The organism is uncultured Lacinutrix sp. (genome assembly GCF_947500325.1).
Classification (GTDB): domain Bacteria; phylum Bacteroidota; class Bacteroidia; order Flavobacteriales; family Flavobacteriaceae; genus Lacinutrix.
Map to the genome: position 1 here is coordinate 171,574 of NZ_CANMRQ010000001.1, position 16,916 is coordinate 188,489.

Below are 16,916 nucleotides of genomic sequence, written 5' to 3' on the forward strand. Positions count from 1 at the left end.
ATATTTAATAATAATAAAAAGGGCTTTATATATAGAAGCCCTTTTTTATTGCTCCAACCACTTTCTAAACTCAGCAGTTGTTGATGAACTTGTCATAACTGTATCTTTTAAACCTTTCATTGTAATCAATAATCGGTTTTTAAAATGACTTTCTATATTTTCTATACAATCGATGTGTACGACTTCACTTCTATTTATTTTAAAATAACGTTTAGGGTTTAATTGATTATATATAGAACTTATATTTTGAGAAATTGTATGCCTTTTGCCTTGGTTATCTGTTGCTATACAAAAATCACCAGAAGCTTCAACAACGCTAATATCTGAAGCATTTAATAATTGAATACCTTTTGATTTCTTTATAACAAAACGCTTTTTATAACTAGTATTCTCTTCTTTTAAAGCAGATTTTAAGGCATCTATTGTTGTATGGTTTAATGTATTATAGTCGCCCTGCTGAAACAAGGTTTGGTATTTTTCTATGGCTTTATTAAAATCGGTTTGCGTATACGGTTTTAATATATATGCAATACCATTTGTATTAAATGCTTGAAACAAATAATCATCATGTGCAGAGCAAAAAATAATAGGTGTATCTATAGAAACACTATTAAATAAATCGAAAGAAATACCATCTAATAGTTGAATGTCTGACAATATAAAACTATATGTTTTATCATTTAGCAACTGTCTCCCATCTACTATAGAACGTGCCCAATCATGCGTAATTCCTTCTGCAAAAAACGCTTGTAAACAACCCATTAGTTTTTGATATGCTGGTATTTCGTCTTCTAAAATTAAAATTTTCACGGTATTAGTTTTCATTACTCAATTTAATAATTGGGATTGATATTTTATACTCGGTATTAGTGTTTATAACTTGAACATTCTTATCTATTAGCAATTCATAGCGCGCTTTTAAGTTATTTAATCCTGTTCCTAAAGATTCAGAATTAGTACCTAAGTTTGATTTAGAGTTTGTTACTGTTAACCAATCATCCTCAATTAAAATGGTTGTTTTTATTGTAGTATTATCTAACACTTTATTGTGCTTCACTACATTTTCAAGTAATGTTTGTAGTGCTCCAGTAGGTATAAACTTATCGCTAAGAGTATTATTAGTTATAATATTAAAATTATAATCGTTTGTAAAACGTGTTTGTATTAAAAAGATGTAATTTTCTGCAAAATCAACTTCATAAGACAATTCCATTACCTCAGCATCTTTAGTTTTAATTAAATAACGATAGATTAAAGACAAGCGATTAATATATTCTTTAGCAGTACTAGGATTACTATCAATTAATGCGTCTAAAGTATTTAAGTTATTAAACAAAAAATGCGGGTCTATTTGAGAACGCAATAGTTTGAGTTCGTTTTCTTTTTGTTGTTTTTCAATATTAGAATACTGTATTTGCCCTTCATAATATTTTTTTGCTAATAATACTCCAAAAGGCAAACCAACAGATTCTGCCATCCTTGAAATATTCATTATAATTAAGTTTAACGTACTAGGGAATTTATGCCATGGGTTACTTCCTGACCAAAACCCTAAAGTATAATTTATTCCTCCTAAAATAATCATTGATAAAAGGCTAAAAACAACAAAATGAATGTATTTTTTTTCTTTAACAATGTAACTAGGTATAAGCCAAAAAATAAATAAGAATATTTGTACTAGAGACACAATTAAATCAGATGGAATATCAACTAAAAACTCAATTAAATCATTGTCATTTATAGCATAATCATAGATTTGCATAGCTACAGATATACTATAATAAATAGCTAGTACTATAAAATCTGATTTATTAATTTTTGTGTTCATAATTTTATATCACTAATGTATTAATTATTATCATCTATTCTATTCTCTTCTTCTCGAGAAGCATTACTTCTCCCTTTCTTTTTACTAAACTTAGAGCCAAAACTATAGGTTAAGCGCAGTTGAATATTCTGTCTTGATTGATTACTTTCAATATCTGCAACAATATTATCATAGTTTACAGTTCCAACAAAACCTCTATTTAGCATCTTATTAAAACCTAAGTTTACTTTTAATTTTTCGTCAAAGAATTTTTTTCCAAACGAGAAATCTAATCCAGCTAACCAACCAACATCTATTTGCCCTTCTAATGCTCCTGTTCCATAATGCCCATTAAGTTCTGCATTTATTCCAAACGGTAATTTATAGCTTGCTTGAGTAAACCAAAATAAGCTCCATTTATTTAGGTCTAACTCTGGTGTTAATCCTTTAGATTGGAATTGATTATAATTCACTATAAACCCTGTATAACCTTCCACTCCTTTTATAAAACTTAATGGTCCAAATAATCTAAAGTTCCAATTTTGACGTTCATTTAAATTAATAACAGATCGCTGTATTTGAGCCGTTGTATCATCTTGAGTTATTAACTCAAATAAATCATCTTTAGTTTGACTATAACCTACAGTAAAAAAAGGCTGACCGTCGTATGTTAGATTAAATTGATAATTGTTTGTAAATGAAGGCCTCAAATTAGGATTTCCTTGCTCTGAAGAAAACGGATCATAAAATGTTACAAATGAATTTAATGAATTGTAATTAGGGCGACGAATGCGGTAACTATATGATACACTCGCTCCTAAGTTATCATTAATTTTTCGGCTTATAGATACACTAGGGAACACCTTAGATATATTACGTTCTCTAGTTTCATTAGTACTTGTAGATGTTCCTTTAGTATCACTATTTTCATAACGTAATCCGCCAGAAAAAGACCAATTAGCTTTAGTGTAATTTAATTTAGAATAGACAGCAAAAATATTTTCATCGACTAAAAAACGATTACTTTGATTATCTATAAAATCAAAACCTCCTAAAATACTTTGTTCAAAAGTTTGTAAATCGCTATCTGTTTCTACCATTGAATACTTACTCCCAACACTAAGCTTAACATCTTCAGAAAAGAATCTAGAATAATCTGCTTTATATGTTTTTATTTCATATTTACCATCTTGAATGTAGCGTTGACTGGTAAAGGGAATTGTACCTCCTGGTAGCTCAGAAAGGGTATTAAAATTATCGTTAGTATAATCTACATAATTAAAATCTGCCACAAACTTATGAGCGTCGTTTTTAAATTCGTAATATGGATTTATATTAAAAACGTTTTGATCTCTATCAAAACTGTTTTGAGATAACAACGTATTAGTTCCTGTATTATCTGAAATATTAGTAGAACTTCTAGAAACCCTATCTGAGCTAGTGATGTTTCTTCGAACTCCAATACCTATAGAGTGTTCATTTGTTATATAATAATCGACACTTCCACTTAAGTTAATTCGCTTAGGGTTATATGGAGAAATAGTAGCTTGATTATACGTTTCATTACCAACTGTTCTATTAATAAATAAATCTTCTCTCCATGTAGGACTAGAATAACCAGCACTTGCTTGCCAATTTAATTTGTTTTTATAACTCGCAATTGAGGCACTTGTACCATATTCAAAACCTTCGTCTTCACCTACCCAACCAACTATATTTCCATGTGTTCCTAATTGCACATTCTTTTTTAGAATAATATCAATTATTGGCCCTGAACCTTCAGCATCATACTCAGCTCCTGGTTGTTCTACTAATTCCACTCTAGCAATATTATCTGCAGGCATATCTCTAAGTAGAGTATCCATGTCCATATAGTCTGTTGTTTTTCCATTAATTAGAATTCTAACATTATTTTGCCCAGCATAACTAATACCATTATTAGTTACAATAATGCCAGGAACACGTTTCATGACATCTTGTAAATTGGTATTAATCATTTCAGATTTCTCTAGATCTACTATTAGTTTTTCTGCAGTTTGCCTTATTACTGGACGTTTACTTTTAATCACTACTTCTCCTAATGATTGAGCTTCTTCCTTTAAAGTGAAATTAAATGTTTTTGTTTCTTCTTTTAGCTCAAAAATGGCTGTTTTTTCTGTTTTAAAACCCAGTAAAGAGGCTTCTACAATATATTTGCCTTGCTCTAAGTCTTTAAACTCATAATTACCACTATCATTACTTATAGTTCCAGTTAAAGGGTTACTATCTCCTTCTTGATAGAGGATAATGTTCGCAAACGGTTGTGGTAGATTATCTTCATCTATAATGGTTCCTTTTACATTTTGAGCTAAACTAGATGTTATCACAAAAAAGAAACATAACAGATTAAGTAAATTTGATTTCATAATTGATTCGTTTAAGATTGATGATATAAATGTATAATCACAATCCTTTTAACAGAAACAGAATCTGACGAATCGGGTTAAAAAAAGGTCGAAATGGTTGTTTTAGTTTTTAAGTATTTAGACTAAAAAAGAGAGATGAATAATTAGACTTTTTCTATTAAACTAGTTTTAAAAGGTTTACCAAGGTATACTAAACTCCATTTTTCTTCTACAGTTTCTATATCTTTATTATGGGAAGAAATTATAGTAATTTCATTTTCAGTATCTTTTAAAAACAAAGGAATAATGTCTACATCATTATTAAAAATTTCAATTAAGCTTTCGTAATGTGTCTTGTCCTTTAGCTCTATTTCATGAATAGTAGGGAATTTTTCAGTCACTCTTGCTAAGGTATTAAAATCATCTGTATGAGAAAACAAGCCTTCTTTAGGGTTATTATTTTCATCTTTCATTTCGTCAATAGAAACCAATCTAAAAGAACCATTTTCTCCAAATTGTTTACTAAATTTATTAATAGCGTACTTATTAATATCATTATTACCTGTTAATGCCATTAAATAGCCAACATCGTTTAATTCTATATTGTCTAGTAAAGTGTCTGAATATATATTGGTGTTAATCGCCTCTAAGCCAATTTCTTCTGCCTTATTAATATTTGTTTGATTACTATCTATTAAAACAACATGCCTTCCGTTAGACTCTAAATAATGCCCAATTAATCTTGATACTTTTGAAGCGCCGATAATTAAAATACCATCTGATTTTGTTAAAAACACACCTACCAACTTTGCAAAAAACCTAGCCGTAGTTGCATTAAGCAATACTGTTCCTAATACAATCATAAAGACTAAAGGTGTAATATATTCTGCGCCAACAACTCCAATTTTAGAGAGCTTTAAACCAAATAAAGAAGCTATACCAGCAGCTACTATACCTCGTGGACCAACCCAGCTAATAAATAGTTTTTCTTTTAGTTTTAATGTAGAACCATTTGTACTTAAAAAAACACCTAAGGGTCTTATTATAAATATAACAGCAGCAAATAGAGCGGCTGTTTTCCATGTGTAAATAAGATATAAATCTGCCATATTTATGTTAGCTGCTAATAAAATAAAGAGTATAGAAATAAGCAATACACTTAAAGATTCTTTAAAATAAAGTAATTCTTTTAAGTAAGGTGAATTCGTATTTCCTAAAACCATGCCCATAACTACTACAGCTAAAAGACCTGATTCGTGAGCAAAACTGTCTGATAAAATAAAAACGCCTAGTACTGCTGCTAAAGCAAAAACATTTAATAAATAATGAGGTACCCATTTTTTATTAATAATTAAATTTAATGCATGTGCAAAAGTAAACCCAAAGGTAGAACCAAATAATACAATTTTTCCAAACTCAATAAGCGCCGTTTTTGTAAATGCTCCACCACCACCAACACTAATAAACTCAAAAACTAATACAGCAACTAATGCTCCTATAGGATCTATTAAAATACCTTCCCACTTTAGTACTGCTGATATATCTTTTTTTAATGGAATATTTCTTAAAATTGGAGTAATAACAGTTGGTCCTGTAACAATTATTAGCCCTGAAAACAAAAAGGAAATCTCCCAACTTAAGTTAAAAATATAATAGGCTGCAACTGCAGCTCCAAAAAAAGTAACTAAAGAACCTAACGAGATAAGTTTTGTTATTACTGGTCCTACATTTTTTATCTCACTCATTTTTAATGTTAATCCGCCTTCAAATAAAATAATACTAATGGCTAAAGACACAAAATAGAATAGGCTTTCTCCAGGAAACAATCCTTCTTTTCCATTCCAAATAGGCTCTATCCATTTAGTACCATCTTCACTCAAAAATTCTGCAGCAATTGGACCTACAAGTAATCCTATTAAAATTAATGGCAAAATAGCTGGAATTTTAAATTTCCATGCCACCCATTGGGCTAAAATGCCTAAAATAATAATACCTCCTAATGCTAACATATCTATTACTTACTTTGAAAAATTGAGCCAAAGATAATAAACCTTAATCTCTTCTTCATTAACATTAGAACAACACTTCGATTATTATTTTTAAAAATATTGCTTCTTAAAATAAGCTTTACGGTCTTTTTTATATAATAAAAATTCTACTAGAGTTACTATTATGACACTTATTCCAAACATTGGAAATACAATCCCTAGAATGATTATAATTATTACAATACCATAGCCAACTTTAAAAGACGCAGGTACTTTTGGCGTTCCCCAATTTCCTTTTCGTTTACGTTTACGTTTTAAATAAGACACTAATCCCGCTATACAACAAATAATATATAGAGCATGGTAATATACACGAATCGTTTTCCTAATAAATAATTAAAAGAAAAGCATCGCTTAGTATAATGATTTTAAATAATGAACAGTATAAAAACTAAACTTGTGGTGGTGGATCTAAACACTCTATATAAAGAGATGTATATTGAGAAGAATAAAACCAACTGTTTTTAATTATAACAGTCGAATGGTTTAATTTATAATCTTTAAAGTAAACAGGAAAAAAAGCTTCAAAAAAAGAAGCTAAATATGATGGTGTTTCATCTTCAGTATTATCTAAAGACAATTGGCTTGCTAAATGACATTTACCATTACATTTAAGTTCTGGTTTTTCTTTATTCACACAATATGTTTCAATAATATAGTCGATATTAAGCTCAAAATAGGCTACATATCCTATATTATAAACAGGTCTAAGAGCAAAACTTAAAAAGAGTATATATGCAAAATACGTTTTCAGTACAATTGATACTTTTATAATTTTTGCAATAATAGGCTATTTCAATAATAGAAAAAGGGTTTTCAATCATAATATATTCATAACACTAATTACTTATTTAAACGATTTTCATATTTTGCAACATATGAATTTATATCCTATAAACGCTGGTAATTTTAAACTCGATGGAGGCGCCATGTTTGGCGTAGTTCCTAAATCTCTTTGGACAAGAACAAACCCTGCAGATAATAACAATATGATTGATATTGCTGCGCGCTGTTTATTAATTGAAGATGGAAATCGCCTTATTTTAATAGATACGGGAATGGGAAATAAACAAAGTGATAAGTTTTATGGATACTATCATCTTTGGGGAGATGATACTATTGATAAATCGTTAGCTAAATATGGTTTTCATAGAGACGATATTACAGATGTTTTTATGACCCATTTACATTTTGATCACTGCGGAGGAAGCATACAATACAATAAAGACAAAACGCTTTTAGAACCTGCCTTTAAAAATGCACATTTTTGGAGTAACAAAAAACATTGGCAATGGGCTACAGAACCTAATCGCCGAGAGGTTGCATCCTTTTTAAAAGAGAACATTCTTCCAATGGAAGATAGTGGTCATTTAAAATTTACTAAACTGCCTCAAAATGATATTTTAAAAAACGCTGCTCTAGGCTTTGATATTTTTTTTGCAAATGGTCATACAGAGAAACAAATGATACCTATGATAAATTATAAAGGAAAAACCATTTGTTTTATGGCAGATTTATTGCCTACTGCTGGTCATTTACCAATTCCATTTGTTATGGGTTATGATACTAGGCCATTACTGACTTTAGATGAAAAAGAAAAATTCTTGAATTTAGCAGCAGATAATAATTATTACTTATTTTTGGAACATGATGCACATAACGAGCTTATTACTGTGCAACATACCGAAAAAGGTGTACGTTTAAAAGAAACCTATACCTGTAAAGACATATTTAATTTATAATAACTAAACATTTACACAATGAAATTAATGAATAAAACACTTTTGTTTTCAATGTTCTCTGCAGCAGTTTTATCAAGCTGCGGTGGTGGAGCTCCAATTATTTCTACTCCAATTGAAAACATTGATATGACTCCAATAAAAGAAGCTGATTTAACTGAAGCTGAAGCTCATAATTGGGGACATTTAGATTTAGTAAAAGATACCATTCCTGGAATGAGTGTCGATAAAGCATATGCCGAAATTATAAAAGAAAAAAAAGGGAAAAAAGTTATTGTAGCTGTTATTGATTCAGGGATTGATATCAAACATGAAGATTTAGACGGAGTGCTTTGGACTAATAAAAAAGAAATTGCTGGTAACGGAAAAGATGACGATAATAACGGTTATGTAGATGATATACATGGATGGAATTTCCTTGGTGATGCATACGATGAGCAATTAGAATATATTCGCTTAGTAGCGAGTGGAGACACTAGCGCTCCAAGATTTGCAGAAGCTAAAGCTAAATACGATGCAGATTATGGACGAGCTACCGCAGGAAAACAACAATATGATCAAATTTATCAACAAGTAATAAATGCTAACAAAGTATTAACTGCACACTTTAAAAAAGCCGATTTTACTCCTGCTGAAGTAAATGCAATAGAAAACCCTAGCGAAGAATTAAAAGGAGCTATTGAAATGGCAAAGCGTTTATATGGTAATGGAGTAACCTCTTTTGCTGAAGCAGAAAAGCAAGTTAAAGGTGGTGTAGAATATTTTACAAGTCAAGTAAACTATAACTTAAACAAAGATTTTAAAGGAAGAACAACAGGAGACAACCCTGATAACTATGATGATAAACCAGGTTATGGAAACGGAAACGTAATGCCTGTAAAAAAATCTGAAAGTCATGGTACTCACGTTGCTGGAATTATTGCAGCAGAACGTAATAATGGAAAAGGAGCAAATGGTGTTGCTAATAATGTAGAAATTATGAGTATACGTGCTGTTCCAAATGGTGATGAATATGATAAAGATGTTGCTAAAGCTATTCGTTATGCTGTAGATAATGGTGCTAAAATAATTAATGGAAGTTTTGGTAAAAGCTTCTCTCCTCACTCTGATTGGGTAAGAGATGCTATTAAATATGCAAGCGATAATAATGTAATTTTTGTACATGCTGCAGGAAACGATAGTAAAGATGTTGATACAGAACCTAATTTCCCAGACGATAATGTAAACTATGTAGAAGTAGGAAACACTTATATTAGAGTTGGTGCATTAGCTCCAAAATACGGCACAAATATGGTTGCTGGTTTTTCAAATTATGGAAAGAAAAATGTAGACGTTTTTGCTCCTGGTGCCAAAGTATATTCTACTACTCCAGAGAACGAATATGATACTAAAGGTGGTACATCTATGGCTGCTCCTGCAGTTGCTGGAGTTGCTGCTTTAGTTTGGTCTCAATATCCTAAATTAAAAGCATCTCAAGTAAAACAAATAATAATGGATTCTGGTTTAGCTGTTACTACTAAAGTTGCTGTTGGTGGCGATGGAAGTGATATAAGACCTTTTGGAGATTTAAGCAAATCTGCAAAAATGGTTAATGCCTATAATGCTTTGGTTATGGCTGCTCAATTATCTAAATAACTATAACAATTTTAAAAAGCCTCAGTAAAATTACTGAGGCTTTTTTATTTAAATCTAAAATATGAAAAGGATTTTCTTACTCGGCTTAACTACATCATTATTCTTAATGTCTTGTGGTTCTACTAAAAGTATTTCAACGACCTCAACAGATTCTCCAACTACTGTTACGGCTACATCTGCTAAATCGACATATTGGCAACAACATGTAGATTACAAAATGGAAATCGACATGAATGTAAACAATTATCAATATCAAGGAAAACAAAATTTGGTATACACCAACAACTCTCCAGATGTTTTAGATAAAGTATTTTACCATTTATATTTTAATGCTTTTCAACCAGGTAGTGAGATGGATGCTCGCTTAAAAACCATTGCAGATCCAGATCCTAGAATGGTAAAAACTATTGGCAATAAAAAAGAAAGTCGAATTAGTAAATTAAAGCCAAACGAAATAGGCTATATTAATGTAACATCACTTAAACAAAATGGGAAATCTGTAAAACATGAAACTGCAGGAACTATTTTAGAGGTTGTTTTAAATAAACCTATTCAACCAGGGGAAAGTGTAACTTTCGATATGGTTTTCGATGCTCAAGTGCCTGTACAAATTCGTCGTTCTGGTAGAAATAATGCTGAAGGCGTTGCTCTATCAATGACGCAATGGTATCCTAAATTAGTAGAATACGATTTTGAAGGCTGGCATGCTTACCCATATATAGGAAGAGAGTTTCATGGTGTATGGGGAAATTTTGATCTAAAATTAACTATAGATAAAGATTATGTTGTTGGTGGTACTGGATATTTACAAGGTAATCCAGTGGTAAATGGTAATAAAAAGACATTACACTACAAAGCGCCTAATGTTCATGATTTTACTTGGGCTGCAGACCCACATTATATTCATGATACACTTCAAGTTCCTAATGGTCCAATGCTTCATTTTTATTATAAAAAAGACTTACCTGAAGAAAATCTTAAATACTGGAAAGATTTACAACCAAAAACCGTTGAAATGATGCAATATTTTAGTAAAAACATTGGTAAATACCCTTACAATCAATACTCTGTAATACAAGGTGGAGATGGTGGTATGGAATATGCGATGTGTACTTTAATTACAGGTAAACGTAAATTTGGAAGTTTAATGGGCGTTACAGCACATGAATTAGCACATACATGGTTTCAATTTTTATTAGCAACCAACGAAGGAAAACACGAATGGATGGATGAAGGTTTTACTAGCTATATTAGTGATTATGCTATGGATTATATTACAAAAAAGAATGCCGAAAACCCAGCTGAAAGAGCATATAGTGGTTATAATTATTTAGCGACATCTGGTAAAGAAAAACCGCAAACAACGCACGCAGATCGTTTTGAAACTAATATGGCATATGGTATTGGCGCATACAATAAAGGAGAAGTGTTTTTAGCACAATTAGGATACGTTATTGGACAGGATAATTTAAATAAAACGTTAAAACAATACTTTAATGATTGGGCGTTTAAACATCCAACTCCAAATGATTTTATTCGAGTTGCAGAAAAAGTCTCTGGTTTAGAACTAGATTGGTATTTAACAGACTGGACAATGACTACAAATACTATTGATTATGCTGTAAAAAGTATAGATGGAAATAAAGCTACTTTAGAGCGTATAGGCATGATGCCAATGCCTATAGATGCTATAGTTACATACACAGATAATTCAACAGAAACTGTTTATATCCCTTTACAAATGATGCGTGGAGAAAAACCAACGTCTGCGACTGTTAAACCGGATTGGGCTTGGGCACATCCAACGTATACGTTTGAAGCTAAAAAGGCTATAAAAACAATTGAAATAGATCCTAAAGGGTTAATGGCAGACATAGATAAATCAAATAATAAGAAATAGAACACTTTCTTTTTTTAGAATAAAAAACCTCATCAAATGATGAGGTTTTTTTCTATTCTCTATTTTCTTTTGGGCGTTACTATACTCTATTCTATCTTTGCAGTCTAGATCCTGAAACAAGTTCAGGATGACAATTTATTAAAGTGCTTAAACAAAAATGTTTAAGCGTTAATTTTAATTAAAACAATGTCTAAACCTGTTCGCGTGCGTTTTGCACCAAGTCCTACTGGACCTTTACATATTGGTGGTGTTCGTACCGCTCTTTTTAATTATTTATTTGCTAAAAAGCACAATGGAACTTTTATTCTAAGAATAGAAGATACAGATCAAAATCGTTATGTTGAAGGTGCAGAAGACTATATCGTTGAATCTCTAAACTGGTGTAATATTCCTTTTGATGAAGGACCAGGGAAAAATGAAAAATTTGGACCCTATAGACAAAGTGAACGTAAACATTTGTATAAACAATATGCAGATGAATTAATTGCTAGTGGAAACGCCTATTATGCTTTCGATACTGCTGAAGCACTAGATGCTGAAAGAAAACAACATGAAGCAAACAAAGAAACTTTTATCTATAATTGGCATAACCGTTTAAATCTAAATAATTCTTTATCGCTTTCTAAAGAAGAAACACAAGCTAAATTAGATAATGGAGACGATTATGTTATTCGTTTTAAATCACCTCAAGACGAAACACTACATCTAAAAGATTTAATTCGTGGAGCTATTAAAATAGATACTAATATTTTAGACGATAAAGTGTTATTTAAAAGTGATGGAATGCCAACATATCATTTAGCAAATATTGTTGATGATCATTTAATGGAAATCTCTCATGTTATTAGAGGAGAAGAATGGTTACCATCGTTAGCTTTACATATGCAATTATATACAGCTTTTGGATGGGATGCTCCAGAATTTGCACATTTACCATTAATTTTAAAACCTACTGGAAAAGGAAAATTAAGTAAACGTGATGGGGATAAATTAGGATTTCCTGTATTTCCATTAGAGTATACGTCTCCTGATGGGGATATTTCTAAAGGGTATAAAGAAGAGGGTTATTTTGCAGATGCTGTTGTTAATTTCTTATCTTTTTTAGGATGGAACCCAGGTACAGAACAAGAACTATTTAACTTAGACGAATTAATTAGTGCTTTCGATTTAGATCGTGTAAATAAAGCTGGTGCGCGTTTCGATCCAGACAAAATAAAGTGGTTTAATCACCATTACATGCAAGAACAAAATAATGATGATTTAGCAACTACTTTTCAAGATAACCATTCAGAGTTAAACGATATAGATGTTAATTATATAGCTATGTGTGTTGGTCTAGTAAAAGAAAGAGCAACATTTGTAAGCGACTTTTGGGGTTTAACTAAGTTCTTCTTTATTGCTCCAGAGAACTATGATGAAAAAGCATCTAAAAAAGCATTTAAAGACGAGACTAAAGACTTAATGACGAAATTAATTTCTATCGTTTCTAATATTAGTGATTTTGATGTGGAAACGCTTCAAAAAGAAATTAAAGGTTGGATAACTGGTAACGATATTGGTTTTGGAAAAGTAATGATGCCATTGCGTCTAGCATTAGTTGGCGCTTTACAAGGACCCGACGTTTTTGATATTATGTATATGATTGGTAAAAACGAAACTATTAAACGTCTTGAAAAAGTAATTTCTGTATTATAGATTTAATACTTAATTAAAACAAAAAAGCGAGCTCTTTAAAGAGCTCGCTTTTTTTATATAATCAATCTAAAGTTTATTCTTTTATAAACTTTAATACATTATCATAGTTATTAAACTTAATAAAGTAAGTTCCAATAGATAATTTAGAAACATCCATTGTATTTGAAGAAGAACTTATCGTTTGGTCTTTTACTTTTTGACCTAACATATTATAAACTTCAACATCATATTCTGTTGTAATGTTTTTAAATGTGATACTTCCTTTTGTTGGGTTAGGAAATATAGAAATCGATGTTGTATCAAATTCATCTACACTTAATACACAAGTATATGCTGGCATATTATAACCTTGAGCAGTAAATCTATCAGTCATTGCTTGTATATCGTCACAAGTATAACCTCCAGCTGTACCCATGTCTATAGCTGCTTGTCTTACTGCTATAGCAGCATTTTGTTGATTTGTACTGCTATTTGTCATACCTAAACCTTCTAAAAAAGCTTTATCTGTTTTCTCTCTACCAATATCTCCCCATATCTCCATTAAAGTTGTTGCCCACATTTGTCCATCAGTATGTATTTGACCAACTAATCCTCCTGGATATTGAGCTCCATAGGCAGTAGATCTTCCTGGCCAACATGCATTATGTCCATCCCATCCAAAAACAAAGTTTCTTGCTGCATCTGTATCTGCCCATTGGCCTAAACTTCTTTTATAAGAATTTGCCCAATAATCTCCAGAACCTTCACTTAATCCATTAACTTGAGATAGTCCTCCATTGGTAACCCAATCGTGTAATCCATGTCCTAATTCGTGTAAAATTACATCTGCATCTTCTCCATCATCTACACAACCTTCTCCAAAAACTAAGTCTCCAGAATAATACGATTGATCTGCACCATTTGCTCCATGTGCATCAAAACGAACAACACCTCCATTATTAAGAGACACTAAAGTAATTCCAAGTGTTTCATTTATATAACGGATACTTTTATCTAAATGGTAATAAACATTAACAGCTTCAAAACCATCTTGTTGTCTATTAAAATTAAATACACTTGAACTTTGAGTAAAAATGCCTTTGTTTGGTCCTTCAATCTCTGCTATTTCTGTGTAAGGTCCTCTTAATCTATATGTACCTCCATTAAGTTCAATATCTAATAAAGTAACAGAAGTTCTAGCTGCATCTAGAGCAGCATTAGTTGCATCGTTTCCATCTACATACTGCCCACCATAAGCACTTGTTGTTGCTGTTAATGGATCTGTTTCATAAACAAAACCAGTTCCATTAGCCATCATAAAAGAAGAGCTATTGTTTTTAGATTCTTCAGTTGTTTTATTATTCTTTTTTCCTTTCTTTTTATGATCATTATAATATAACGCAACATCTTTAGAGCTTAATACAGCTCCAGATTGTGCATCTACAATAACTTCCCATAAACCTGTTTTGTTATACGCTGTTAATGTAAGACGTCTTACAAGTTCTGTTGCTTCTCTTTTGTTATAAACATACAACTTATTAGACTTTACAGTAACTTCAGATGAAGGTGCTTCTAAATTAGTAATAGCTATTTCTAAAGCTTCTTGTTCTGTAATATTAGGTATCGTATTAATATTAGCCACCGTTTTATCATAAGAACTTTGGTGATATGTTACCTTATTATTGTTAGATACATGAATAGTAACCTCTGCATCGTAAACCTGAACTCCATTTAACATTTGATAGTAACGAAAAGTGTCTCCAGATAATCCAGATCTGCTAAATAGCATCTCAAAACTATGATTGTCTGCTATTTCTAATGTTCGTTTATTTTGGTTTAACCAAGATAAAGCAACAGCTTCTTTATCGCTTTGCGCTATAATAGCTTGAGAAAAGCTAAAACAAAGGATAACCGCTAAAAGTAATTTTTGTTTCATAATCTATATTTTAATTAAAATTGGGTTTGTTATAAAATAACAGTTTAATAGATCATTACCCTATTTTTAATTAAAATCATTTTTTTTTAATAAAAAAAACAAGAATACTTTAAAAAGTGATCATTGCAGTAAAAACTAACATGGATTGGTTTCCTTTAAAAGTTGTTTGGTCTGTACTATTAAATGGTTGGTCGTTTAATTTATTTAAAGTATTTAAAAACCCGTAAATGTATTGTGCTTTTAGTTTAAAGCTACTAAAACCTGCTGTAGCTCCTATTGCTCCATTTACATTAAACCTAGAAATAGGTCTTATATCATCTGCCGTTACTGTTTCAAAATTATTAATTAAATAATTTTCCTGTGCTTTATCTTTTAACTGTAAATCTGCATTGTATTGAAGCATTGGGCCCACATCTAAAGTTAAATAGCTTTTAACAACCTTAACGTGTAATAAAAAAGCTAATTGAGCTGTTAATAATTTGTAGTTTATATCTTCTATTGTTCCTAAAGCCTCTGGCTTACGCCCTTCTACACTAAAATTATTCTCTGCTAATTGCATACCATAACTTATTCCATACCATTTATGAGGTAAAATAACAGAAGCTGTTAAGCCTCCAGCCCATCCATTACCTTTTTTGGTATTAAAATTATCTGTAACAATATCATATTGTGTTAAACCTCCAGCAATACTAATACCATTTTTTATATCATAATGATTACTTTGTGAATAAGAAAATGTAACAAAACCTATAGTTATAGCTACTAATAGTGTGTATTGAATATATTTCATAATAAATTAAGGGCTTTAAAAGCAAATATAACTTAATTTAGTAATCATTAATTTTTAACCATTTAAAAAAACTGTTATGGGACAATTTGTTTTTATTCCAATTATCTTTTTCGGACTCATTATTTTAATTTCTGCTTTCTTTATTGTTAAGCAACAAACTGCTGCTATTATTGAACGGTTTGGTAAATTTCATAGTATTCGACAATCTGGCTTACATCTTAAAATTCCATTAGTAGATCGTATTGCTGGTCGTTTAAGTTTAAAAATTCAACAGTTAGATGTTATTGTTGAAACAAAAACTAAAGATGATGTATTTGTACGTTTAAAAATATCTGTACAATACAAAGTAATTAAAGACAAAGTATATGATGCTTTTTATAAGCTAGATTATCCTCATGATCAAATTACATCGTATGTATTTGACGTTGTACGTGCTGAAGTACCAAAAATGATTCTAGATGATGTATTTTTAAAGAAAGATGATATTGCGATTGCAGTAAAATCTGAACTTAATGATGCTATGATGGAATATGGTTACGATATTATAAAAACCTTAGTAACAGATATTGATCCTGATTCACAAGTAAAAGAAGCAATGAATAGAATTAATGCTTCTGAACGTGAGAAAATTGCTGCTCAATTTGAAGGAGATGCTGCAAGAATTTTAATTGTAGAAAAAGCTAAAGCAGAGGCAGAAAGTAAACGTTTACAAGGTCAAGGTATTGCAGATCAACGTCGTGAAATAGCACGTGGTCTTGAAGAATCTGTAGAAGTATTAAACAAAGTTGGTATTAATTCTCAAGAAGCTTCTGCTCTTATAGTAGTTACTCAACATTATGATACTTTACAATCTATAGGTCAAGAAACTAATAGTAACTTGATTTTATTACCGAATTCTCCTCAAGCTGGTAGTCAAATGCTTAATGATATGGTAGCTAGCTTTACAGCAAGTAACCAAATTGGTGAAGCAATGAAAAACTCAAGAAAAAAGAAAGAGGAGTAG

At 30.8% G+C, this 16,916-nt stretch carries 13 protein-coding genes; 5 read left to right on the forward strand and 8 right to left on the reverse strand.

What is annotated here, in order from left to right; all coding sequences use genetic code 11:
- Positions 1-45: 45 nt before the first annotated feature.
- The 6 genes from Q0997_RS00855 to Q0997_RS00880 form a co-directional block, all read right to left on the reverse strand.
- On the reverse strand, positions 46-825 hold the full coding sequence (locus Q0997_RS00855) for a LytTR family DNA-binding domain-containing protein (RefSeq protein WP_299883487.1): 780 nt from the start codon (positions 823-825) through the stop codon (positions 46-48).
- The gene (locus Q0997_RS00860; protein ID WP_299883489.1) at positions 815-1,828 is read right to left on the reverse strand and encodes a sensor histidine kinase; all 1,014 of its coding nucleotides are present in this window, start codon (positions 1,826-1,828) and stop codon (positions 815-817) included. The genes Q0997_RS00855 and Q0997_RS00860 overlap by 11 nt, the downstream gene beginning before the upstream one ends.
- A gap of 20 nt (positions 1,829-1,848) precedes the next feature.
- Positions 1,849-4,212 carry a TonB-dependent receptor gene (locus tag Q0997_RS00865; RefSeq protein WP_299883491.1) on the reverse strand — a complete coding sequence of 788 codons (2,364 nt, stop codon included), beginning with the start codon at positions 4,210-4,212 and terminating at the stop codon, positions 1,849-1,851.
- Between the two features lie 143 nt (positions 4,213-4,355).
- Positions 4,356-6,200, reverse strand: a complete 1,845-nt coding sequence (locus Q0997_RS00870; protein ID WP_299883493.1) for a sodium:proton antiporter — start codon at positions 6,198-6,200, stop codon at positions 4,356-4,358.
- A 90-nt stretch (positions 6,201-6,290) separates the two neighbouring features.
- Positions 6,291-6,506 (reverse strand): hypothetical protein, encoded by a 216-nt coding sequence (locus Q0997_RS00875; RefSeq protein WP_299883495.1) that lies wholly within the window; start codon positions 6,504-6,506, stop codon positions 6,291-6,293.
- Positions 6,507-6,630: 124 nt separating this feature from the next.
- A complete protein-coding gene (locus Q0997_RS00880; protein WP_299883497.1) occupies positions 6,631-6,876 on the reverse strand; it encodes a hypothetical protein in 246 nt (81 codons plus the stop codon).
- Between the two features lie 241 nt (positions 6,877-7,117).
- Between Q0997_RS00880 and Q0997_RS00885 the strand changes: the two genes are divergently transcribed.
- The 4 genes from Q0997_RS00885 to gltX all read left to right on the forward strand — a co-directional run bounded on the left by Q0997_RS00885 (position 7,118) and on the right by gltX (position 13,208).
- On the forward strand, positions 7,118-7,981 hold the full coding sequence (locus Q0997_RS00885) for an MBL fold metallo-hydrolase (RefSeq protein WP_299883499.1): 864 nt from the start codon (positions 7,118-7,120) through the stop codon (positions 7,979-7,981).
- Positions 7,982-7,999: 18 nt separating this feature from the next.
- Complete coding sequence (locus Q0997_RS00890) at positions 8,000-9,613, forward strand: S8 family peptidase (RefSeq protein ID WP_299883501.1); 1,614 nt, start codon at positions 8,000-8,002, stop codon at positions 9,611-9,613.
- Positions 9,614-9,674: 61 nt separating this feature from the next.
- Positions 9,675-11,513 (forward strand): M1 family metallopeptidase, encoded by a 1,839-nt coding sequence (locus Q0997_RS00895; protein ID WP_299883504.1) that lies wholly within the window; start codon positions 9,675-9,677, stop codon positions 11,511-11,513.
- Between the two features lie 186 nt (positions 11,514-11,699).
- A complete protein-coding gene (gene gltX / locus Q0997_RS00900) occupies positions 11,700-13,208 on the forward strand; it encodes a glutamate--tRNA ligase (RefSeq protein WP_299883506.1) in 1,509 nt (502 codons plus the stop codon).
- Positions 13,209-13,281: 73 nt separating this feature from the next.
- Here the strand turns inward: gltX and Q0997_RS00905 are convergent, their stop codons facing one another.
- Complete coding sequence (locus Q0997_RS00905) at positions 13,282-15,123, reverse strand: T9SS type A sorting domain-containing protein (RefSeq protein ID WP_299883508.1); 1,842 nt, start codon at positions 15,121-15,123, stop codon at positions 13,282-13,284.
- Between the two features lie 109 nt (positions 15,124-15,232).
- A complete protein-coding gene (locus tag Q0997_RS00910) occupies positions 15,233-15,913 on the reverse strand; it encodes a hypothetical protein (protein WP_299883510.1) in 681 nt (226 codons plus the stop codon).
- Between the two features lie 76 nt (positions 15,914-15,989).
- Between Q0997_RS00910 and Q0997_RS00915 the strand changes: the two genes are divergently transcribed.
- Positions 15,990-16,916 (forward strand): SPFH domain-containing protein, encoded by a 927-nt coding sequence (locus Q0997_RS00915; protein WP_299883512.1) that lies wholly within the window; start codon positions 15,990-15,992, stop codon positions 16,914-16,916.

Coding starts and splice junctions, on each gene's coding strand:
- Q0997_RS00910 (WP_299883510.1), bottom strand. CDS start 15,913: ATGAAATATATTCAATACACACTATTAGTAGCTATAACTATAGGTTTT.
- Q0997_RS00895 (WP_299883504.1), top strand. CDS start 9,675: ATGAAAAGGATTTTCTTACTCGGCTTAACTACATCATTATTCTTAATG.
- Q0997_RS00890 (WP_299883501.1), top strand. CDS start 8,000: ATGAAATTAATGAATAAAACACTTTTGTTTTCAATGTTCTCTGCAGCA.
- Q0997_RS00865 (WP_299883491.1), bottom strand. CDS start 4,212: ATGAAATCAAATTTACTTAATCTGTTATGTTTCTTTTTTGTGATAACA.
- Q0997_RS00870 (WP_299883493.1), bottom strand. CDS start 6,200: ATGTTAGCATTAGGAGGTATTATTATTTTAGGCATTTTAGCCCAATGG.
- Q0997_RS00885 (WP_299883499.1), top strand. CDS start 7,118: ATGAATTTATATCCTATAAACGCTGGTAATTTTAAACTCGATGGAGGC.
- gltX (WP_299883506.1), top strand. CDS start 11,700: ATGTCTAAACCTGTTCGCGTGCGTTTTGCACCAAGTCCTACTGGACCT.
- Q0997_RS00905 (WP_299883508.1), bottom strand. CDS start 15,123: ATGAAACAAAAATTACTTTTAGCGGTTATCCTTTGTTTTAGCTTTTCT.
- Q0997_RS00915 (WP_299883512.1), top strand. CDS start 15,990: ATGGGACAATTTGTTTTTATTCCAATTATCTTTTTCGGACTCATTATT.
- Q0997_RS00855 (WP_299883487.1), bottom strand. CDS start 825: ATGAAAACTAATACCGTGAAAATTTTAATTTTAGAAGACGAAATACCA.
- Q0997_RS00860 (WP_299883489.1), bottom strand. CDS start 1,828: ATGAACACAAAAATTAATAAATCAGATTTTATAGTACTAGCTATTTAT.